Annotated in this window: 16 protein-coding genes; 7 read left to right on the top strand and 9 right to left on the bottom strand. The window is 56.5% G+C overall.

Translation table 11 applies throughout. The annotated features are described in order from the left end of the window. Positions 1–216: 216 nt before the first annotated feature. Positions 217–513, bottom strand: coding sequence for an alpha/beta hydrolase family protein (locus WMO36_RS08050; RefSeq protein ID WP_250779582.1), 297 nt, complete (start codon positions 511–513; stop codon positions 217–219). A gap of 128 nt (positions 514–641) precedes the next feature. Here WMO36_RS08050 and WMO36_RS08055 point away from each other — a divergent pair, with 128 nt between their 5' ends. Beyond that, positions 642–1,403 carry an SIR2 family NAD-dependent protein deacylase gene (locus WMO36_RS08055; protein ID WP_099571441.1) on the top strand — a complete coding sequence of 254 codons (762 nt, stop codon included), beginning with the start codon at positions 642–644 and terminating at the stop codon, positions 1,401–1,403. Between the two features lie 106 nt (positions 1,404–1,509). Here WMO36_RS08055 and ilvA read toward each other — a convergent pair whose 3' ends face one another. From ilvA to WMO36_RS08080, 5 genes are all read right to left on the bottom strand, one after another. Then, a complete protein-coding gene (gene ilvA / locus WMO36_RS08060; protein WP_144090414.1) occupies positions 1,510–2,775 on the bottom strand; it encodes a threonine ammonia-lyase in 1,266 nt (421 codons plus the stop codon). A gap of 236 nt (positions 2,776–3,011) precedes the next feature. Beyond that, the gene (locus WMO36_RS08065; RefSeq protein WP_349077260.1) at positions 3,012–4,832 is read right to left on the bottom strand and encodes a glycoside hydrolase family 13 protein; all 1,821 of its coding nucleotides are present in this window, start codon (positions 4,830–4,832) and stop codon (positions 3,012–3,014) included. A gap of 401 nt (positions 4,833–5,233) precedes the next feature. After that, a complete protein-coding gene (locus tag WMO36_RS08070) occupies positions 5,234–6,118 on the bottom strand; it encodes a carbohydrate ABC transporter permease (protein ID WP_099594956.1) in 885 nt (294 codons plus the stop codon). A 38-nt stretch (positions 6,119–6,156) separates the two neighbouring features. After that, positions 6,157–7,092 (bottom strand): carbohydrate ABC transporter permease, encoded by a 936-nt coding sequence (locus tag WMO36_RS08075; protein ID WP_099594957.1) that lies wholly within the window; start codon positions 7,090–7,092, stop codon positions 6,157–6,159. Positions 7,093–7,106: 14 nt separating this feature from the next. After that, positions 7,107–8,399 carry an ABC transporter substrate-binding protein gene (locus WMO36_RS08080; protein WP_099594958.1) on the bottom strand — a complete coding sequence of 431 codons (1,293 nt, stop codon included), beginning with the start codon at positions 8,397–8,399 and terminating at the stop codon, positions 7,107–7,109. Positions 8,400–8,606: 207 nt separating this feature from the next. Between WMO36_RS08080 and WMO36_RS08085 the strand changes: the two genes are divergently transcribed. Then, positions 8,607–9,809, top strand: a complete 1,203-nt coding sequence (locus tag WMO36_RS08085; protein WP_099571447.1) for an ROK family protein — start codon at positions 8,607–8,609, stop codon at positions 9,807–9,809. A gap of 75 nt (positions 9,810–9,884) precedes the next feature. On the opposite strand, the gene WMO36_RS08090 is transcribed toward WMO36_RS08085, so the two are convergent. Then, positions 9,885–12,197: an alpha-galactosidase gene (locus tag WMO36_RS08090; protein ID WP_099571448.1), complete on the bottom strand. Its 2,313-nt coding sequence runs from the start codon at positions 12,195–12,197 to the stop codon at positions 9,885–9,887. 234 nt (positions 12,198–12,431) lie between these two features. After that, positions 12,432–12,881: a nucleoside deaminase gene (locus WMO36_RS08095; RefSeq protein ID WP_003835363.1), complete on the bottom strand. Its 450-nt coding sequence runs from the start codon at positions 12,879–12,881 to the stop codon at positions 12,432–12,434. A gap of 107 nt (positions 12,882–12,988) precedes the next feature. On the opposite strand from WMO36_RS08095, the gene WMO36_RS08100 reads away from it, so the two are divergent. From WMO36_RS08100 to dcd, 3 genes are all read left to right on the top strand, one after another. Then, on the top strand, positions 12,989–15,061 hold the full coding sequence (locus WMO36_RS08100; RefSeq protein ID WP_349077261.1) for a cation:proton antiporter: 2,073 nt from the start codon (positions 12,989–12,991) through the stop codon (positions 15,059–15,061). Between the two features lie 680 nt (positions 15,062–15,741). Beyond that, positions 15,742–16,545, top strand: a complete 804-nt coding sequence (locus WMO36_RS08105; protein WP_349077262.1) for an alpha/beta hydrolase — start codon at positions 15,742–15,744, stop codon at positions 16,543–16,545. 220 nt (positions 16,546–16,765) lie between these two features. Next, positions 16,766–17,347, top strand: coding sequence for a dCTP deaminase (gene dcd / locus WMO36_RS08110; RefSeq protein ID WP_055063865.1), 582 nt, complete (start codon positions 16,766–16,768; stop codon positions 17,345–17,347). A gap of 287 nt (positions 17,348–17,634) precedes the next feature. Here dcd and WMO36_RS08115 read toward each other — a convergent pair whose 3' ends face one another. Continuing rightward, positions 17,635–20,640, bottom strand: coding sequence for a cation-translocating P-type ATPase (locus WMO36_RS08115; protein ID WP_349077263.1), 3,006 nt, complete (start codon positions 20,638–20,640; stop codon positions 17,635–17,637). A gap of 573 nt (positions 20,641–21,213) precedes the next feature. On the opposite strand from WMO36_RS08115, the gene WMO36_RS08120 reads away from it, so the two are divergent. Then, on the top strand, positions 21,214–22,104 hold the full coding sequence (locus WMO36_RS08120) for an HdeD family acid-resistance protein (RefSeq protein ID WP_271724953.1): 891 nt from the start codon (positions 21,214–21,216) through the stop codon (positions 22,102–22,104). 308 nt (positions 22,105–22,412) lie between these two features. Further along, the gene (locus WMO36_RS08125) at positions 22,413–22,535 is read left to right on the top strand and encodes a hypothetical protein (protein ID WP_267471485.1); all 123 of its coding nucleotides are present in this window, start codon (positions 22,413–22,415) and stop codon (positions 22,533–22,535) included. The last annotated feature ends 6 nt before the right edge of the window (positions 22,536–22,541 follow it).

The following is a 22,541-nucleotide window of genomic DNA, read 5'->3' on the forward strand; positions in this document are numbered from 1 at the left end:
CCGGCAACGCAAATCGGACATCCACGAACACCACGAAAACCATTGAAAACACTGGACTCCACCGGCGTGTCGAAAACGGCCTTCCACGCGCCGCGAATCACAAAACAAACCCCACCACCGCCCAAAAACCGTCAGAAAAAGCTGGCAGCCGCGTGTCGCACACCGCAACAACGCGGCAACCACACGGCAACCAGCAAATCAATACATCACAGCAGATCACAAACGATCGGAAAGCCAATCAAACACCAAACGCAATGCGCGGGTGCTACAGAATCCATAACAGGCATGGCAAGTGTTATCGAGTTTGTAGAACGTCACATCCTTGCCAAGCGACTTCAACGTGGCATACGGACGACACCTTTGATTGAACGGCACCAACTGATCGCGGCCACCATGCACAATCAGCAACGGCGGCACCGCCATCGATTCGATATCGATCGCTGCAACTGCCGGAGCCGTTTCGGTCGTATCAGCGCCGTCATCCGCAATATGCCGTGCAATGTCAGTAGTCATAATGCACCTCTTATTCCATTCCTGTTCCGTATATGATTATCGAAATGGTTTTTCTCAGATTTGATTGCCTGACATTCCCTGTTTCACGTGAAACATCGGAAGTTACGATATGCGGCTATACCTAAGATATGAGCAAAAAGATCGCAGTATTGACGGGGGCGGGGATTTCCACGTCCGCAGGTATTCCCGACTTCCGTGGACCGGACGGCGTCTGGACCAAACACCCTGAACAAACGAAAGTGTATGACATCGAAGCGTTCCTTTACCACAAGGAAGACCGCGAGTATTCCTGGCGCTGGCAGAAGGAATCGCCCGTATGGAACGCGCAGCCAGGTACCGCGCACAAAGCGCTCGTCAAACTGGAACAGGCTGGACTGCTAACACTGCTCGCCACACAGAATTTCGACGCACTCCATGAAAAAGCCGGCAATAGCAGCGACATCATCGTCAATCTGCATGGCACCATCGGCACCTCGCACTGCATGAAATGTCATGCGAAATACGACACCGCCGACATTATGGCGAATCTCGACAACGAACCAGACCCGCACTGCCATCGCAGACTGCCATACAACGGCAACATGCCATGCAACGGACTCATCAAAACCGACGTAGTCTACTTCGGCGAAGCTCTGCCGGACGGCGCGCTCGAAAAATCATATCGCCTCGCGACGCAAGCCGACGAACTGTGGGTCATCGGATCCACACTGGAAGTCATGCCCGCGGCAAGCATCGTGCCCCTGGCCGCAGAGGCTGGCGTGCCGATCACCATTATGAACATGGGGCGCACGCAATACGACCGCCTGGCAGACCGGCTCATCCACGACGATATCGCGACCGCTCTGCCGCAACTCGTTGATGAGACAATCGCCGCAGAACAAGGCAAGTGACGTCAAGTACGCAAAAGTACACGAAAAGGCTCCTCGACCCGATTGGATCGAGGAGCCTTTTTGATGCGGAAGATATGCGAAATCCGCACTTATCCACCGTGGACGATCAGTAAATACGCTTGGGCTGGAAACCGGCTTCGCGCAACGCCTCGAGCACACGATCGATGTGATCGGGACCATTCGTTTCAATAGTCACACCCAACGCCACAGCGTTCGCGTAGTGGCTGGACGCCTTGAACTGGTCGTGATCCAGCGCGATGACGTTCGCGCGCTGCTCGGCCAGCAACGTGGCAACCTTCACCAGCTGGCCCGGCGTATCAGGCAGCTCGACCTCGAAATGCATGATGCGGCCGCGGGTGATCATACCCTTTTGAATCACAGCGCCGATGGATACCGTATCTTCGTTGCCGCCAGACATGATCGGCACCACCACATGCGGGCCCTTCGCCTCGGCGAACTTGCGCGAACGCAGGTTGAGATGTTCAAGCGCAGCCAGAGACACGGCGCCAGCAGCCTCGACAACCAACTTGTGCTTTTCGAGCATGAGCAGGATCATCTCGTTGATGTCGCGCTCGGTCACGGTGACGATGTCATCAAGGAATTCGTTGAGTAGCGCGAACGTGAGATCGCCCGGACGCTTCACGGCAACGCCTTCGGCGGACGTACGCACCTGGTCTGCGGCAACCACATGCCCTGCGGCCAGCGAGTTCTTCCACGCGGGGCTGCCTTCCGGGATCGCACCAATCACGCGCACTTCCGGCTTGAACGTCTTGATAGCAAGCGCCACGCCGGCGCCAAGACCGCCACCACCCAGCGGCACGACCACATCGGTGACGTTCGGCACATCTTCGAGAATCTCGAGGCCAATAGTACCTTGACCACACAGTACCTCGTAATCGTCAAACGGCGGCACGTAAATCATGCCTTCCTTGTCGCTCAATTCCTGGGCGCGGGCTGCGGATTCGTCGAATACCTCGCCGTACAGCACCACATCTGCGCCGTACGCCTTGGTGGCGTCAACCTTCAGCGGCGGGGTGATCTGCGGCATGCAGATCGTTGCTTTTGCGCCGCGTTCGCGAGCCGCATACGCCACACCCTGCGCATGATTTCCTGCGGAAGCGGTGACAATGCCGCGAGCAAGCTGCTCATCGCTCAAGGATGCGATCTTGTTGTACGCACCGCGAATCTTGAATGATCCGGTAACCTGGAGATTCTCAGGCTTGAGTAAAATCTCATGTCCAGTCATTTCGGACAGCACCTTGGACGGAATGATTTCCGTATGGCGTGCAGTGCCCTCGAGTCGTTCGGCGGCTAGTTTCAGTTCAGCTGCGTGATTGCGCTGCAATGCTTTGAGAACCTCGTTTTGTTCCATGAGCGTTATTGTAAGCGCACGTCTGCCGAAACTGCCTGATCATGCGGATTTTGCAATCAAAAGTGAGATTATTTGCGCAAATACTTGCAAAATTGAGATTGCTCACAAACGCAATCGGAGCAATCGGAGGTAATCAGGAATAATCGCAATACAACAATCGCAATAAAAAAGCGTTCGTACGATCCCGTGATGAATCGCACGAACGCTTTTTGCAGAGAGTTTATAGGAAAGATCGATCAGAGCTGAATCACGACCCCCTCCCAACGAGCAAGCTCGCCGCGAGCGACCGACTTTACGCTATGCACGGCATCATAGGTGCTGAGCAGCACCTGCGACTCGCCCACGCCATCCTCAAGCAGTTGCGCGACCTCAGCAGGCACCTGCGCCGTCTTATCAGTGAGATTGACGATGACGAGAATCGTGTCGTCGCCGCTGGTACGGGTGAAGGAATACACCTGCTCGCTGTCTGCCGCGACTAGATTCCATTCGCCCGTCGCGATGGTCGCGTTGTTGTGACGCATGGCGATGAGCTTCTTGTAGAAGCTGTACACGGATCCGGGATCGTCGAATTCCTCGGCTGCGTTGATCTCGACATGATTCGGATTGACGCCGATCCACGGTTCCGTCGCCGCGTCCGGCGCGGTGAAACCTGCATACCTGGAAGCATCCCACTGCATCGGCGTGCGTGCGTTGTCGCGGCCGATGAGCGCGAGCGCCGCCATCATCGATTCTGCGGACTGGCATTTTGCTTCTTCCACGCGCTGGCGGTAGGCGTTGATGGATTCCAGATCGCGATACTGCTCGAGCGTGGTGAAGTGTGCGTTGGTCATGCCCAGCTCTTCGCCCTCGTAAATGTAAGGGGTGCCGCGGTGCATGTGCAGCAGCATGCCGAACGCCTTGGCGCTCAGCTCGCGCGACTCGCGGTCCGTGTCATTGCCCCAACGGGAGACGACGCGCGGCTGATCATGGTTGCAGAAGAACAGGCTGGCCCAGCCGGCGTTCTTCACAGCCTCCTGCTGGTCGGCGAGGCGGGCGCGCAGATTCTTGACTTCGAACGGCACGGTGTTCCACTTGGAACCTTCCTGGTCGATGCCCACGTGGTCGAAGAGGAACAGCATGTCAAGTTCGCCGTTCTTCGGATCGGTGACATGCTCGTTGCGTGCCGGAGTGATGCCCGGCGCTTCGCCGACGTTCATATAGCCTTCGCGGCCTTCGAACACTTCGCGGCGCATTTCGGCAAGGAACTCGTCGATGCGCGGACCGTCGGAGCACCATGGGAACGGGCTGGAATAGCCTTCCTCACCAACCGGATAATCCTCAATCTCGCAGCCGTCTTCTCCCGGCAGCTTGCCGTTCTTATCAACAGTCTTCGAAACCTGCGTGATCACATCCATACGGAAGCCGTCAATGCCGCGATCCATCCACCAATTCATCATCTTGTAGACGGCCTTGCGCACTTCCGGATTCTCCCAATTCAAATCCGGCTGCTTCTTGGAATACTGGTGGAAGAAATACTCGCCGCGCTTCGGATCGTACTCCCAAGCGGAACCGCCGAAATAGGAACCCCACTGGTTCGGCTCGGCACCCGGAGTGCCCGGCTCATGCCCCGGCCTGGCTGGACGCCACCAATACCAGTCGGCATGCGGATCGTCCTTGTCGCGGGAAGCCTGGAACCAAGCATGCTCGTCGGACGTGTGGTTGACCACCAAATCCATCACGATCTTCAGACCGCGCTTGTGCGCTTCGGCAAGCAGCTCGTCCATGTCCTCCAAGGTGCCGAACAGCGGGTCGATGTCCTGGTAGTCGGAGATGTCGTAGCCGTTGTCGTCCTGCGGGGACCTGTAGACCGGGGACAGCCACAGCACGTCCACGCCGAGGTCGGCCAAATAGTCGAGACGGCTGGTGATGCCCTTCAGGTCGCCGATGCCGTCGCCGTTCGTGTCCTGGAAGGAACGCGGGTAGATCTGGTAGACCACCGCGTTGGCCCACCACGGGTTCGGGGTCGCGCCGTTGGAACGCACGGTGTCGGGAAGGGTGGAACGATTGAAATTCGTCATGTCGTGGAGCTCCTTTGCTTGACGTTTGTTGGATTTTCGTTCGATCTTTCGTGACTGACTCTGCCCGTTTTCAGCTCATGTCAGCTTCATGCAGAAGATCGATTTTGCCTACTCCCCTATGGTATGCAACCCTGTTTTTCTTTCTTTCCCGCGGCGAGTTGTGCAAAGCAAGAAAAGAATACGCTTCTTACGGACGCGAAAAACCAATCCGCAAAAATAAAAACGCGGGACGTTCCAGAAAGGGAAATGGAACGTCCCGCGCTGGGGAGTGGGATAGGCCAGTCCCGCTCAGAGCGGTGAAGTGTTACTTCCTGAACGGACGGCCTACGGCCGCGTTGTCCCTGCCTTCACTCGCCTATCGGCTCGCTCAGGGAGAGCCTATGAACAGACCACTGGGCTGTTCACTTAACGGCTCCCCTCATCACTCCACCGACGACCCACTTCTGGGCGAAGATGTAGACGATGAGAACCGGAGCCATGGCCATCAGATAGGACGCGAAGGCCATCGGATAGTTCGACGTGAACTGGCTTTGGAACACGTACTGTGCGAGCGGAATCGTCTGGTTGCTCTGGTCGGTCAGCGTGATCAGCGGCAGCAGGAAGTCGTTCCATGCCCACAACGCGGTCAAAATCGCAATCGTCGCGTTGATCGGTCCCATCAGCGGGAAAATGATTGTCCAGAAAATACGCCAGGTGGAAGCACCGTCGATACGAGCCGCCTCTTCCAACGAAATCGGAATCGAACGAATAAAACCAATCGCAATAAACAGGTTGGTGCCGATGCCAAGAATCGTGTACAGAATAATCAAACCAAGCTGATTATCAAGATGCAACGAACCCATTTCCTTCGCGATCGGAAGCATGATCACCGTGAACGGCACGAACATCATCGCAAGGAAGAAGTAGTACAGGAAACGGAAGAATCGCTTATCCATATTCCTTGCCACAGCATACGCGACGAACGTGTTCGTCAGCAGCGTCAACACCACTGCGCACACGGTGATGATTGCGGAATTAAGCGCGGCCTTCGGATAGTTCACCTTATTCCACGCATCGGCGAAATTATGCCATTCCCATGTGGCCGGCAAGCTGAACGTACCAGCCTCGCTCGGAGTCTTCAACGCGGTGACCACAGCGAAATACAACGGCACGAGCACGGTAAGGCTCAACACGGCCACAGCCGCGGTCAGCCACCAGTTGACCTTATGATCCCTGCGGATTTTCTCCGGCTTTTCCTGCGATTGAGTAGTCTTGGCTGCAGTCTTTGCAACAGTTGCGCTAGTCATGATATTTCCTCTTTACCTTCAGACTTTCAGACCCTTGCTCAGACCTTTTCCTTGCCGCTGAAGAACTTCAGCTGCACGAAGGCCAGGATTGCCAGCACGATGAAGAACGTGACCGCGTTCGCCATCTGGTAGGAGTATTCGCCATTGCCAAGGCCGTTCTGGAAGATCAGATACGAGACGGTTTCGGTCTTGGAATCCGGACCGCCCTTGGTCAATGCCATGATCTGGTCGAACGCGCCGAGCGAATTCTTGAGGCTCAACACCATGTTGATGGTGAAGAACGGGCCAATCAGCGGGAAGGTGATCTGCCAGAAGTTCTGCCAAGCGTTCACGCCATCAATCGCGGCCGCCTCGTAAATCTCGTTGTCGATGGTCTGTAGGCCAGCCAAGTACAGCAGTGTGGAGTAGGCAACGCCCTGCCAGATCGACAGGAACACAATCGGGAACCATGCCAAATCCGGATTGGAAATCATTGACGTCGACAGCCAATCAATATGCAGCGCCTGACCGAGCGCCGGCAGCGGCGTCATGAAAATGTACTTGAACACATAGCCGATCACCAACACCGACAAGGTGTACGGAATGAAGAAGATCGCACGGAACCCGTTTTTGAACGCGATTTTCGAATTCAGCAGCACTGCAAGGAACATGCCAAGAAAATTCGTGCCGATCGTAATCAAAATTGCGATGAAAATAGTAAACAGGTACGCGTGACCAACGCGAGAATCCTGGAACATCGCAATGTAATTCTTCAATCCGATGAATTTGAAATCACCGTAACCCTGCGAATTGGTGAACGAGTATGCCGCGCCCTGCAGGAACGGCCAATACAGGAAGATGGACACCAGAATCACAGCCGGAACGGTCATCCAATAAAATGCCGGATCGACCTTGCGCTTGGAATATTTCGAAACCTTATTCTTGGAAGTTTTTGCCGAGTTCTTCGCAGTATTTGCAGTATGTGCGGTAGTCATGTCCGTTCCTCCTCTCACCTGAAGTTTCTGGCTTCGATCTTGTCATATTCGGATTGCACGCTGTTCAGGAATTTTTCGGTGTTGCCCGACTGAACCAGCGTCTGCAGGAAGCCTGCGAGGTTGATGCTGGCTGGCACGTAATGGTCGCAGAAGTCGGCCAGTTTGCCCGCCTGGTAGAAGTCAAGCACACCGTTCAGCGCTTCATCGCCCACATACGTGTCTTTGTAAGGGGTAAATGCGGACTGCTGCTTGGAGTAGTCCTTGATGTTTTCGTCGTTCATCAGGAAGTCGATGAATTCGCGCGCTTCCTTCTCATGCTTGGTATGCGCACCCATGGTCAGGATCACGTCATCGCCTGCGGTGAGCTGCTGTTCTTTGGCATCATCAGTTGCCGGCATTTGCGCGAAACGCAGGTTGGCGTCGCTGTTGATGAGTCGGATCTGCGGAATCGCGTAGGTGCCGAGTGGCAGAATCGCGGCTTTGCCTGCGGCCAGATCCTGCGTGGCCTGCTGGTAAGTGACGGCCGGATTCTTCTGCGTGTAGTTCTGGTAGATCTCGACCAGCTGATCGCTGACAGTGCCCCACAGGTCGGAGAATTTCTTCGATCCGTCTTTGAGGGAAAGATATTCGGATTCCGGTACCAGCGTGGAGTTGAGTGACGCCAGCGGCGCCTGGAGTGTCCACGGATCGGCGGTGCTCGCTTCGATCGGTACAATGCCCTTGCTCTTGAAGCGTTGCAGCAGGTCGATGAATTCGCTCCACGTCTGCGGTGGATTGTCGGGATCCTCGCCCGCTTCCTCCCACACGTCGGCGTTGATGATGTAGCCGGACGCGTTGCCCGCATACGGCAGGCCGTACAGGCGCTTCTTGGATTCGTCGTTGGTTTGCACAAGGCTCTTGGCGATGTTCACCATGCCTGGATTGAGTTCGTCGACGATGTCGTCGTTGGTAAAATCGTGGAAGACACCTGCTTCGGCGAGCATACCGAAATTAATATCGCCATTGATAGTGATGACATCGGGTTCGCGATTTTTCACCAGTCGAGTACGCAAATCGGTGGTTGCGTCGGACGAATTGTTGACGTTGACTTTGATGTTGGGATGGGTTTTCTCGAATTCCTTTGCTTTTGCGGTGAACCAGTCCGCCGCTTCGGCTTTAAACTGGAAGAAATCCAAAGTGACAGTTCCAGCGGTGCTGTTGCCGCAACCGGCAAGACCGGCAGTCAATGCGACTGCGCATACGGCTGTGAGCGTACGGTATACAATCCTCCTGAATTTACCTACACTAGTGGTGGAATCAGGTTTCATTCTCGACTCCTTTGTATCTTTTCTCCATTACGGTGAAGCAGCTTCCTTACCGCATCACCGTTACTGGAAATTGTAGAAGGAGACAGTTTTCATTCCCAGCTCAGCGCGCCTGTGCGGGGCGGAAAACAAAAACGACGAGATTTTGTTACTCTGAGAAAGTAATTTGATGCACGATGTGCGCGAACGGGAGTACGAAGGATGGTGCAGATGGCGGTTTCACCTCTGCCACAGTGGTTTGAAGGCTCGGAATATACCCATAAAGTCGCGACTTGCGTCATGAAATACGGTCCGATTTCGCGTATTACTTTGGCGCAGATTTTAGGACTTTCACAGGGCGCGGTTTCCCGTATTACCAGCGATCTGATTTATGCTGGCGTGATCGAGGAGACGCCGATGCCGTCCGGCAAGGCCGGTAAACTGCCGAAAGGTTTCGTTCAGAAAGAAAATGCGGAACGTCGCGGCCGCCCGCAAACGGGATTGCGAATAATCGAGAACGCGCGATCTTTCGTCGGTATGAAAATCAATGCGACGCATATTTCGGCGGTTGCGGTCAACGCAATCGGGCAGATTATCACCGGATGCCACGATTTGGAAATCGAAGACACGTCGCCGCAAGCCGTGGTCGCGCTGATCAAACAACTAACGATTGACTGTTCCGACGAGGCGGAGATGGCGGGATGGCCGAAACCGTGCGCCGTGGGAATCTCACTGGGCGGGCATATCGTCGACAATGCCGTAGTGACGTTCGCACCGTTCATGCACTGGTCTCAGCCCGTGGAGCTCTCCGCTATGGTTCGCGAGGCTACTGGATTGCCGACGGGCATTTACAACGATATCGATTCGTTGGTCGTTGATGCCTGCATGTTTGGGTCCGGCGTTGGATTGGGTAGCTTCGCGGTACTGACGTTCGGCGCAGGCGTCGGCTATTCGTTGACGGTCAACGGCGAGCTGGTGAGCTGTCCGGATAAAAGTTACGGTTTGGTCGGGCATATTCTGGTCGATCCGGATGGACCGCGTTGTGTTTCCGGACACAAGGGATGCGCGCAATGCCTGTCCGACAACTCAATCGCGGCGGAATATTCGCAGATTATCGGACATCCCGCATCATTCGACGATTTCGCACGTGACGCACGCACGAACAAACCGCAGGCGACGAATCTGGTGAACCGCACCTGCTTCCGTCTCGGCACCATGGTGGCGACCATAGCCAATCTTGCCATGCCAGACAAAATCATGATCGCTGGAGAATCGTCGTTCATCGCGAAATTCGGCATTGACGACTTGCGCAACGGCATCAACATGTATCGGCATAGCCAGGCCGCACCAGTGGATTTTGAAATTCCCGACCATGATTGGGCATTGTGGGCCAAGGCTGCCGCAGCGCAGGCGATTCGGCAATATGTTGGCTGATTGATTACTTGATTGTTTTTTAATGCAAAAATCCTCCCTTTTGTTCAGGGAGGATTTTTGTTATGCGATTACGGCTTATTCAGCGCTCTCGACGGGCGCAAGCACGGCCTTGAAAAGGACTGCTTGCGCCGGATGCAATGCCGGCGGGCGGATGCCGTACGTGGCGAGCGCACGTCCGGTCATCTTCACACCTTCGACCTTCCACCAGCCGAGCGGGCTCTGTCCGTTGGTGATGTCTTGCTTGGCAAGGTCGAGGCTCACGTCGAGCGGAGACACCTCATACACCTTGTCGGGGTCGAGGCCGGGCAGGCGTACCGGCGAGGCCGGGTAGGTCTGCGAAGTGGTGAGCTGGGTGAAACGGTAGATGGCGGCCGCCTTGTTGGGCATGACCACACCATCCAAGCGCACTGCCGGATCGGCGGCGTCGGAATGCACGACTGTGTCGACGGCGAACCATTCGCGATGCTTCTTGAATTCGGCGACCCATTCGGCGAGCTTGTCGATGTCTTCCTGTGGTTCCTTGAGCAGGTTCCATTCGATGCCCATGTGTCCGAAGAAGGCCATGGCCATGCGCAGTTCCTGCGTGGTTGCGCGGTGCGTGGAGTGTGCCGGTGATGCGCCCACGTGTTCGCCGATCATTTCCGGAGGCACGAGCAGCGAGGTGTAGCGCTGGATGTCGGCGCGTTCCACCGGATCGACGCAGTCGGATCCCCAAATGCGGTCGGCTACTTCGAGAATGCCGAGGTCCACGCGGCCGCCGCCGGAAGAGCAGCTTTCGATTTCAAGTCCCGGATGTGCGGCCTTCAGATCGGTGAAAATGCGATATACGGCGAGCGTCTGCTGGTGCACTGCCGGGCGTCCGGTGCGCGGAGAGACGGCTTCGGTGACGAGCTTGTTGTGATCCCACTTGATGTAGTCGATGCCGAGTTCACCAACGAGCTTGTCCATTGCGTCGTAAATGTAGTCGTAGGCGTCCGGATTGGTCAGGTCCACAACCTGCTGGGTACGTCCCTGCATTGGCAGACGGCCTTCAGTGGGCTTCAACACCCAGTCGGGATGCGCGCGGAACAGGTCGGAATCCGGGTTGACCATTTCCGGCTCGAACCACAGGCCGAATTCGAGTCCCTTGCCGTGCACATAATCGGCGAGTGCCTTGAGTGACTTGTCGCCGTCGGGCCACACGTCTTGCGAGACCTGCCAGTCGCCAAGGCCGGAGGTGTCGTCGCGGCGGGAGCCGAACCAGCCGTCATCCACCACGAAACGTTCCACGCCACTTTCCACAGCCTTGTCGGCGAGTGCGGTGAGGGTGTCGTAATCATGGTTGAAGTAGACGGCTTCCCACGTGTTGAGAATGACCGGGCGTGGCTTGGGTGCGATGTTGTGTTCAACGAGCCAGTCGCGGTGCACGCGGCGAATGTAGCCGTGGAAGCGGGCTGCGACTTCGTTGAGGCCTTCGCCATAGGAGCCGATGAGCCATGGGGTGGTGTAGGACTCTCCGTTGGCGAGGCTGATTTCACCGCCGAACAGCACTTCGCCGCCGCCAATCACGCCGCTGGTATAGGGCAGGCGTTCCGCGGAAAGCACGCTGTTGCCGCTCCAGGCCACGTGTGCGGAGTAGACGTTGCCGTGCGTGAAGCCGAAGCCTTTTTCGCCGACGCTGAGCAGCAGGGTGGCATCGAAGTCTGGGCGTCCGGCCATGGATGCTTTGGCGAAGCGGCCGAGGGTGAAGTCTTGACGCTGTGGGGAGCGTTCGCGCAGATGGTGGCCGGTGGTGGTGAGGATTTCGTTGGCGTCGGCCGGCACGGTGAATGCGAGTTCGATCTTGCCGACTTCGAGCTGGCCTTCGCCGGTGTTCACGACTTCGGCGTTCTGGCGGATGAGGCCGGTTTCGTCGAGTTCGCAGGTCCAGATGAGTTTCACATGCTGTTCCACGTCTTCTGCGGTGACGGTAACAGTTGGGGTCTGCTTGGGTTCGTCGGCCACGCTCCAGCTCGGGTATCCGTCTTTTTCACCCATGACGTAGGTTTTGCCAGCTGCCACGGTTTCGGCGGTGATGTTGCTGACTGCGAACTTGCAGAACAGTTCCACGCCGTCGCGGCGCACGTCGAAGCGGGTTGCGCCAATCCAGGATTCGGATTGCGTGGGCAGTACGCTCGGCCATGGGGTGTAGTCGAGCGCGCCGGAAACGCGCTGTGGCATTTGCGCGTCGAACATGTCGATCACGGTTGCCGGGGCTGCGAGCGGACGGCCCCAGTGCACAAGTCGCGGCAGATCATTGCCGGGGAATACGAGTGCGAACGCCACGTTCGCGGCTGGCTGTTCGGCGTAGACCGCAGTGAGTTCGGTACCGTTGGTAGCGTTGCCATGGAAGGTCTGAATGAGCGTCATTGCAGCATCCTTTACATATTGCGATTGCCTTGTATTGTCACCTTCGATGATATGTCAAGCTTTATTTGTTGACGTCGTCGAGCGTGTTTCTTTCTTTCGGAAAGTATTTCTTGCGACCGTCAAATCACCGCAATCTTCTTCGTGAACGTTACTGCGCAGTCAGCAATCATCTTTACCGAGATTTACTTGGTATTTCAATATTTCTTACGTTTTTCTTGCGACTGCAAAATCGAGTTACCGTTTTCCAGCAAAAAAATCAGTCATTAATCGTGCGCATTCCATTTCGCACACACCACCGACGACTTCCGGAACATGGCCGACGTGAGGGTCACGCGGAATGTCCCAAATCGAACCGCATGCACCCAACTTGGCATCCCACGCGCCGAACACGATTCGTCCGACATGCGTTTGCAGACACGCGCCGGCGCACATCGGGCACGGCTCCAAGGTAACAATCAACGTGCAATCGGCAAGATTCCACGTACCAAGCGACCGAGCGGCCTGCGTCATGGCCTTGACCTCGGCGTGCGCCAACGGATCGGCATGCGCCTCACGCAGATTACGCCCCCGACCAATCACCGCTCCCCCAGCGTCAAGCACGACGGCACCGACCGGCACCTCACCCTCCGCTGCGGCTTCACGAGCCAACTCAATCGCAAGTCCCATGTCGTCACTCCACTGCATATCCGCCACTATACGGTTCCATTCACGTGAAGCAAAAGGCGAAACACACCCATAAATACCTCTTGGTAGGCTGGAAGAGTTTGGAAAATGCGCGCAAAGGAGGCACGTTGGCGGTATTCGAATTGATTGTATGTATTATCGCCGCGGTTGTGCTGTCTTCCTTTATCAGCCGTTTCATTCCCAAGGTTTCCACGCCTCTTGTACAGATCGCGTTGGGTGCGTTGGCATCGCAATTGCCGTTTTTCCCGAACGTCACGCTCGACCCGGAACTGTTTATGGTGCTGTTCATTGCGCCACTGCTGTATTTGGAAGCGCATGAGATCGACAAAAATGAGCTGTTGAAATCCGTTAAATTGTCGCTTTCATTGGCGATTGGATTAGCGATCGCCACGATGGTTGCCGTTGGTTTCGCACTGCATGCCGTATGGCCCGCAATTCCCCTTGCCGCGGCTTTGGCGCTCGGCGCAGCACTTGGGCCGACCGACGCGGTCGCCGTATCTTCGCTTGGCAAAGAAGCCGCCCTTACGCAACGGCAAACCAGCGTGCTCAAGGGTGAATCCCTGTTCAACGACGCGTCCGGCATCGTCGGCTTCCAGTTTGCGATTGCAGCGGCCATCAGCGGCGTATTCGAAGTGGGCGATTCTGCCATACAGTTCGTGTTCTCGTTCTTCGGCGGCGCTATTTTCGGCTTGGCAGTAGGCATGATCGCCGACCTGTTGTTTGAATCGTTGCGATCTTTCGGTTGGGAGACGACCACAAGCCGTATTTTGATGGAATTGTTCCTGCCGTTCATTCTGTATTTGGGTGCGGAAGCGGTGCATGTTTCCGGCATTCTTTCGGTAGTGACGGCCGGTTTGATCATCCGTTTCGACCGAACCGGCATCGGCCCGAATGTTGCTCGCACCAACATTGTCTCATCGAGCGTATGGGGGGTATTCTCGTTTACGCTCAACGGCACGGTGTTCATTCTGCTTGGCATGCTGCTGCCGAATGCGATGAGCGCAAGCTGGGATGATCCTCAGGTCAGCAATTGGCTGCTGCTGGTTGCGATTCTTACGGTTTCCGCAGTGGTGATCGTCATGCGGTTCCTGTGGATTTCGTTGATGCTGCGTCTCGCACGAGATACCGTCACCGGTAAGCGACGCAAGATGACGGCGCAACGTTGGCGTTCGGCCGCGGTTATGACGTTTGGCGGACCGAAAGGCACCATCACCCTGTCGTTGATGTTCACGATCCCGTACACCATTACGGGAGGCGCGTGGTTCCCCATGCGTGACGAGCTGATCTTCATCGCAGGTGGCGTGATCGTCGTAACCTTGCTGCTTGCCAACTTCCTGCTGCCTCTGCTGGCACCGAATCGCAATAAAGACGCTTCCGTGGAAATGACTGAAATCACTATCGAAGTGCTGCGACGGACCGTAGAGGAACTGACGGGACGAGTCACACCTGACAATCGTCGTGCGGTGCTGATGATCATCGACTCGTATACGAAACGTATTACACGGCTGAAGCAGCGCATCGGAGAAATCGACCCGCAAGGGTATATGCAACTGCAGATCAACGCGCTCAACTGGGAGAAGGAATACGTCAAGACGCGACTGGCGAAAGTCAAGGCGACGCCAAGCGACGACAAGGCAGCGCACGATTTGGAAATCGAAGCATGCGAGCGCCTGCTCGACCAAATCATGAGCTCGCTGCGCCATATCGAAACGGAACATAATTCCAGACGCACCATTTGGCGGGTAAAAGGCCGCTTCAGGGCGTTGCAGAGACGCTTGGGCACGGTGGTGAAGCGTGTGAACAGCCGCATTCGCCGCACTACCCCGCTGTTCAGCGACGATGAGCTGTTCGCGCACGTCCGCGTGGTGCAGGTGGATGCCATCGAACATGTGATCGACCGCCTGTATGAGGAGATGGGCCGCGACACGTACAACACGGAACATTGCTCGGCACTGCTGCTGGATTATCGACGAGGCGAGGCTACACTGAGGGCGCGCCCGAATGTGGGCACGAGCGCGGAGGCGCAGGCGCAGGCGGAAGACGTGAAGCGCGAAAGCTACGGCATCGAATTGGGCGTGATTCAGGATATGTACGAAGCGGGCGACATTACGCGCGCGCAGTCCAAGCAGCTGCGACGCAACGTGTATGTGATGAGTGTGGACGCCGACGCGCAGATCTAGCATCCAGCTGATCTGATGGGGTTAGCAAGCTGGCGTGAGCCGGCGGTCCGCCGTAGGTTTGTTTGCGGACGAGCTGTGTGGACGTGGAGAACGAGACAATTGCGGAAACGGAACACGCGTATAACGTGGCAAACTGAAGGCTATTCCACAATCCAAAACATGGGGAATTGAAATTCTCAGAAAGTTCCCAGAAAACACCAGACATGTACTCAGCATCGTCTGCTTATATAGGAGATGTCAGCAAAAGAGCCGACCAGGAACCCACAGCAGTTCCCGACAATTGAACCCTTTCTTCTTCTCTCTCCTTTCTCTCCCCGGTGGTCTTCTCTCCACCGGGGTTTCTTTTTGCCTTCAGCAGGGCGGATTCCTCCAGTCAGTGAAACAATCTGCCCGCTGGCAAGTCGCCCAGCGTCCCAAAACCTCCACCCACTGGAACAATCTGCCCGCTGACAGCCCACTCAAAGTCCAGATTCCCCCAGTCAGTGGAAGAATCCACCCGCTGGCAAGCCATCCAGAGTCCAGAAACCCCCACCCACTGGAACAATCTGCCCGCTTACAAGCAGCCCAACGTCCCAAAACCTCCACCCACTGGAACAATCCACCCGCTTACAGGCCGCTCGGCGTCCTAATCCTTCCAGTGACTGGGAGAATTACCCCGCTGGAACAGGTATATTGGAGGCATGAGTGAAATACGCGAGCACGAAACCAGCGATCCCCACGACTCCAGCAACCCAAACACCCCGACCGGTCTGATCGGACGCGAATCGCAGGTGGTTCCGGGGCGCTTCGGCGAGCCGCTGCAGGTCACGCACGTGCAGTATTCGCGAGGGGGTGGCAATGCGGCTCCACGACGCCCGCTGTTCCTCTGTCTGCACGGCTGGGGTTCCAATGAGGCCGATCTGGCAGACATGATGCGTTACGTGGCTCCCTACAACGATTTCGCTTCATTGCGCGCGCCGCTCGTGCTGCAGGAGGCCGGTTCCGGTGAATTCGGCTTCGGCCAGGGCGCGTACTCGTGGTTCCATGATTGCGTGCCGTCCGGCGAAGATCTGGATCGTGACGCGTATGCCGCCGCCCAAGCCATCGACAATTGGGTTGCGCACAATGTTCCCGAAGATCGCGCTGTAGTGCCGATCGGTTTTTCGCAGGGCGGTTTGCTGGCGATTCAATTGCTGCGCGTTCATCCGGAACGGTACGCCGCGTCGATTTCGCTTTCCGGCTTCCTTGCTCCAGGAATCGTTGCCGGCAGTGCACCTGCCGATAGTCGTATTGCGGAATTGAACATTCCCGTGTTCTACGGTTACGGCAAAAACGATACTGTGATTCCGATGCCTGAGATTTTTGCAACCACCGCTTGGCTGGACGAACATACGTTCCTCACGTCGAAAAGCTACCGCGGACTTGATCATGCGGTCAGTCTCAATGAGTTTAGCGATTTACGCGACTGGCTTGCAGCACACAATATCGCACCGGGAATTCTGTAAGAAATCCTGCAGAAAATCCGAAGCAACGGATTTTGCGCACCAAGCACACGGCAATCGTTACAGCCCAATATAAGCCACGATATAGCGATACCGCGTTAGACTAGAGCCAGCTAATAATCGTCGCGCAATTGCCGACATTCGTACGCTCAACCATACGAACATTCGAATGTCGGCGAGCGCCATACCGGCACATTCGCGTGCCTGGCAATAAGGAGTTTCGATGCTGCTGTCCGATCGCGACATTCTCGCCGCGCAGGCCGAAGGTCATATTTCACTCGATCCGTGGACCCCGGAAATGGTGCAGCCTGCTTCCATTGACGTGCGTTTGGACCGTTTCTTCCGCCTGTTCAATAATCATGCGTACACGTATGTCGATCCGGCTGAGAATCAGGGCGAGCTGACCGAGCAGTTCGAAGTGGCTCCGGGCGAACCGTGGATTCTGCATCCAGGTGAGTTCGCGTTGGGTTCCACGTGGGAGTATGTGAAGCTTGATCCGACGATTGCCGCCCGCTTGGAAGGCAAGAGCTCGCTGGGCCGCTTGGGTATTCTCACGCATTCCACCGCAGGCTTCATCGACCCTGGCTTCGAGGGGCATATCACGTTGGAATTGTCGAATGTGTCGACGTTGCCGGTGAAGTTGTGGCCGGGCATGAAGATCGGTCAGATGTGCTTCTTCCAGCTCAGCTCCCCCGCCGAACATCCTTACGGTTCGCAAGGCACCGGCTCGCATTATCAGGGCCAGCGAGGTCCGACGCCGAGCCGTTCCTACGTGAACTTCTACAAAGCCGACATCGCCGACTGATTACCGAATATTCAGCACGGATTGCTGAACGCGGAATAGACAATACCGTTGCAGTCAGCCGCAAACACGGCCAGTCATGGAACACTATCGGTCGTGCGCTTGGCGTCACCGCCGAAGCCGCACGTCGCAAGTATGGGAAGCGCCAACTGCAGACGGCGTGATTGAAACGCATAAAACGACGAATGCGTCTGCGATAAACATCGCACGGCGCGTGGAGTACAGCGAGCGGGGCTATTCTCGATTAGGAATAGCCCCGCTCGCTGTTTATGGCTTATGACTAGTGCCCTTTAGCGCTTGTACATGGCGCGAAGGACGCATTTGCGCAGTTCGGAGGCGATGAGCACGATCATGGCAAGACCCAAGCATTCGACCCATGCGCCGGCGCTGAGCGGTACCGTCCCAAAAGCGGTGTTGAGGAACGGAATGTAGATCACCGCCAACTGCAGCACCGTGCTCAGTGCGAGCGCGCCCCATAGCCACTTGTTGGAGAACAGGCCGACGAACGCCGACTGCAGGTGCGAACGAGAGGCGAGCGCGTTCAGCATCTGGGCAAACACGAGAATCGTGAAGCCCATGGTGCGCGCTTCGGTCATTTGCGCGTCGTGGCCGATCGCATCGACGGAACGGTCGGTGAACAGGCCTCCAGCCAAATGCATGTCCATGCCGATCAGGGTGACGGCCGCCATAATCACACCGATGAAAATGATGTCGCCCCACATTTCGGCGTCGATCACACGATCCGTGAGTTTACGCGGTTTGCGTGCCATCACGTCATCGGTAGACGGGTCAACGCCCATAGCGAGCGCGGGCGCGGCATCGGTGAGCAGGTTGATCCACAGCAGCTGTGTGGCGAGCAGCGGGACGATAACGCCTTGGCTGCCGGGCTGGGTGATGCCAAGGAATCCGGCAAGCATCACGCCGCCGAACACGGTGAACACTTCGCCCACATTGGAGCTAAGCAGGTAGCGCAGGAACTTGCGGATGTTGTCGAAAATGCCTCGTCCTTCGCGGACCGCTGCAACGATGGTGCTGAAGTTGTCGTCGGCGAGAATCATTTTCGCGCTTTGCTTGGTTACTTCAGTGCCGGTAATGCCCATGGCGACGCCGATATCGGCGGTTTTGACGGCAGGAGCGTCGTTCACACCATCGCCGGTCATGGCCACGATGTTACCTTGCCGCTGCAACGATTCGACGATCTTCAGCTTGTATTCCGGCGCGACTCGCGCGTAGACGGACACTTCACTGGTCACCTTGTCGAAGGCCGCTTCGTCGGGCAGTTCGTCAAGCTGGCTGCCGGTCATGGCCTTGCCACCCTTGTCGATAATGCCCAAGTCGGTGGCGATGCGAGCCGCGGTCAGCGGGTGGTCACCGGTAATCATTACCGTGCGAATGCCGGCGCGATGCGCCTCTGCCACGGAATCACGCACTTCCGTACGCGGTGGATCGATGATGCCGACCATGCCGACCCAAATCAAATCCTTCTCAAGCACATCGCTTTGTTCCGCAATATCGGCAACATGGCCCGCGGAATTCAGCATTACTCCCGGCACTTGCGCAAGCGAAGCGGTACCGAGCGGACGGTAGGCCTGGCCCAACGTGCGGTACGCGTCGGAAGAAAGCTGTTCGACAGTCGCAAGAATCTGCTGACGATCACCTTCCGTAAGTGGGCGGACGGCACCGCCGACCGCAATTCTGCTGCAATATCCAAGAAGCACATCGGGGGCACCCTTGGAGAAGACGGTCAGACGGCCAGCGTCGGCGTTGTCTTGCGCCACGATGGACATGCGCTTACGTTCGGAAGTAAACGGGATTTCGCCGACGCGCCCGTAGTTGGCATACTTGCGATTCGCTTTCACTTTTTGTGCTGCGACGATGAGTGAGACTTCGGTCGGGTCGCCGACTGCCTCCCACGTTACGTTTTCCGCATTTCCGGCAGAAGCAGCAGATTCGCGCAGTTCGCCGTCGTTCGCCAGCGCACCCACGGCAAGGGTTGCGACGGCCTCCGATTCGATGATCTCGCGTATTTGCGCATGTTCCATGATCTGCGGATCGACCACCATGCGGCCTTCCGGCGCATAGCCGGTGCCAGTGAGCTGCACTTCGCCGCTCGGCGTGACCACACGTTCCACGGTCATCTCATTGCGGGTGAGCGTACCGGTTTTGTCGGAGCAGATCACCGACGCGGAACCGAGCGTTTCCACCGAATGCAGCTTCTTGACGATCGCATTGTGCATGGCCATGCGCTGCACACCGAGTGCAAGCACTACCGTAAGAATCGCAGCCAAACCTTCCGGCACGGCCGCGACCGCCAACGAAACGGCCAACAGCAGCGAATCGATCACATCGTGAACGTCGTGGAAGCCTTCGGTAAGCGCAAGCGCGACCAGCACCACGACCGCGATGATGCATACCGCGGTGCCGAGGATTTTGGAAACGTAGTTCATTTCCTTTTGCAGCGGGGTTTCGTCGTCTTCCGTGGCTTGTAGCAGATCCGCGATTTTGCCGACCTGCGTACCCATGCCGGTACTGGTTACGATGGCTCGGCCGGTGCCTTGCGTTATGGACGTGCCGTTGAACACCATGTTGGCACGGTCGCCGAGAGCTTTCGCCTGTGCGAGGGTGTCGGTCTTTTTGCCGACGGGCACGCTTTCGCCGGTAAGGCTGGCTTCCGCGACGCGCAGGCTGGCGGCCGCGAAGAGACGCCCGTCCGCGGAAACGGAGTCGCCTTCACCGAGCACGATAATGTCGCCGGGCACCACGTCAACCGTGTTGATGCGGGCGATTTGGCCGTCACGCAGCACGTTGGTCTGCGGCGCGGTCATGCTGGAAAGAGCTTCGACGGCCGCTTCCGCCTTCGATTCCTGAATGTAGCCGAGCACCGCGTTGACGATGAGGATGAGCACGATGACGATGGCGTCGAACGGCAATGCTTCGCCGCCTTCCGCACCCGGTACGGCGTTGGCCCGTTCGATGAACCATGCGACGAGCGAAATGCCGGTTGCAGCCAACAGCAGGTAGACAAGGGGGTCTTTGAATTGTTCGAGGAATTTCTTCCATTTCGGCACCGGTGGTGCGGACGCGAGTTCATTCGGTCCGTACTTGTCGAGTCGCCGCTTGGCTTCCGCTTGGCTCAGGCCGGTATTCAAATCGACGCCAAGCGATTGCGCTACGGTTTGCGCATCGGCGAGCGACGGATCAACTTGCTTTTGCGTAACGGTTTTCGTTGCTTGTTCGAAATTGCCCGCACTGGTATCGCGGAATTGGGTGGATTGATCTTCCTTGCGATCAACCATGATGATCTCCTTGGGAGCGCCGCGGAGTAGTCAGCTCTCCCCTGCCGTTGCGATAGTGCGAAAATCGCGGAAAATTGCGATTTCACAAACACTCGCCAAGCTGGGCAATGCTGCGCGGTTGCGGACACCGGGCGTACGCCATCGGTGCATTCCTGCCATTATTGCACACCGTGACCATTTTGCAAGAGTGCCACACACCGTCTTTTGTCAAAATTTCGCAAATTCGTGAAACATGTCGTGAAACATAATTTGCAATCTCGCTTTAATCACATATCCAATCGATTGTTCCATCGCAAGACAACCTGGGCCGCAACGTCGCTACCATTTTTATTGGAAAAACGTGAGGTCACCAGATCAAAATCGTGTGGCAATTTGTTCAAATCGCGTGGCAAGACAGCCAAATCATGCGACCCATCCATCAAAATGGACGATGAGGAGGATTTTGTTGATGGCTTAAATTAGACAGATTGCCTAGAATGAGGGGGTAGGGCTTCCGAAACGTTTGAGCGCAGGCGGACACATTCACACACGTCCGAACGTCACGAAGCAAGCTCTTCAAGGAAAGGGGCCATCATGAGCGACGCAATGAACAACCCGTATGCGAACAATCCGAATCCGAACGGCAGCAACGGACAGCATCCGCAAGGTCAGCCGGAATACGGGGCATACGCGCCAAATCAGCAATCGCAAGGCCAACAGCAGAGCGGCAATCCCAACAATTCGAGCAATCCGTATCCGAGCGAGCCGCAGACCCCACGCTACTTTGACGGCCCCAACGCCAACCAAAACCCGAACCAGAACGGCTTCTTCTACGCGAGCTACACCACCGGCCAACCGTACGGACAGCAGAACAGCCAACCAGGAACCGGCAACGACAATTGGCAGCCGATCAGCCCGTTCAAACTTGCGGAGGAATGGCTGCCAAAGAAGGCGAAGAACGCGATCCGCGGCACCTACGCAATACTTGGCATCGCCGCCATCATCCTCGGCCTGGCACTGCTGATCTGGCCAGGAGCCACGCTGAAAGTCGCCGCAATCGCACTCGGCGCATACTTCGTGGTTTCCGGCGTGGTCCGCATTGTGACCGCAATCGTGGAACTCGGGCTTCCGGGCGGATGGCGCGTGCTTGACATTCTGATCGGTCTGATGCTGTCTGTCGGCGGTGTGGTCATGTTGAAGAACGCAGCGCTTTCCGGAGCCACGCTCGCGGTGCTCGTCACCATGGTGGTCGGCCTCGGCTGGATGTTGGAAGGCGTGATGGCGCTCGTGGAATCATGGCGCATGCCAAGCTCCGCATGGGCCGTGATTTACGCGCTGCTGTCAATTGTCGCGGGCTTCATCGTGCTGTTCTCCCCCATCAGCTCCACGACCTGGCTGATTCTGTTCGGCGGATGCGCGCTTGTGGTGATCGGCATCGTCGCGATCGTGCGCGCGTTCACTTTCGGCAAATCCAATCGCAAGTAATTTTCACGGCGAAGGCCGTAGAGTCTGATTATCTCTGTTTTCCCAAGGGCACCAAGCAATAGCTCAGTGCCCTTTTTTCACGCCTATCGTCGTCCGCTTTTCATATGTTATTACTTTTTTCAAGATTAGCCGATGATTTTACAAAAGAAGTGACGATCGTCGCATGACATCGATGGTTTACCCGGCTTGGAATAAAGGCACAACAGAAGAACGAAGAAAAAAGACAAACACAATACAGACTTACGGCAGCGGCCAGAGGAATGACAAGAAGAAAAGACGCGCCGCCAAGCCAAGTGAAAGGAAACATCATGAAGAACAACACTTTTGATCAGATCATCAACTCCGACCTCGCCTCCATCGACCCGGGCTTCGGCCAGTTCGCTCTCGCCAAGGCCTCCGCCGACCTGATGAAGAAGGTCCTCAACAAGTAAGACCGC

It is taken from the genome of Bifidobacterium hominis (genome assembly GCF_040095915.1).
In the GTDB taxonomy this organism is placed as follows: Bacteria; Actinomycetota; Actinomycetes; order Actinomycetales; family Bifidobacteriaceae; genus Bifidobacterium; species Bifidobacterium hominis.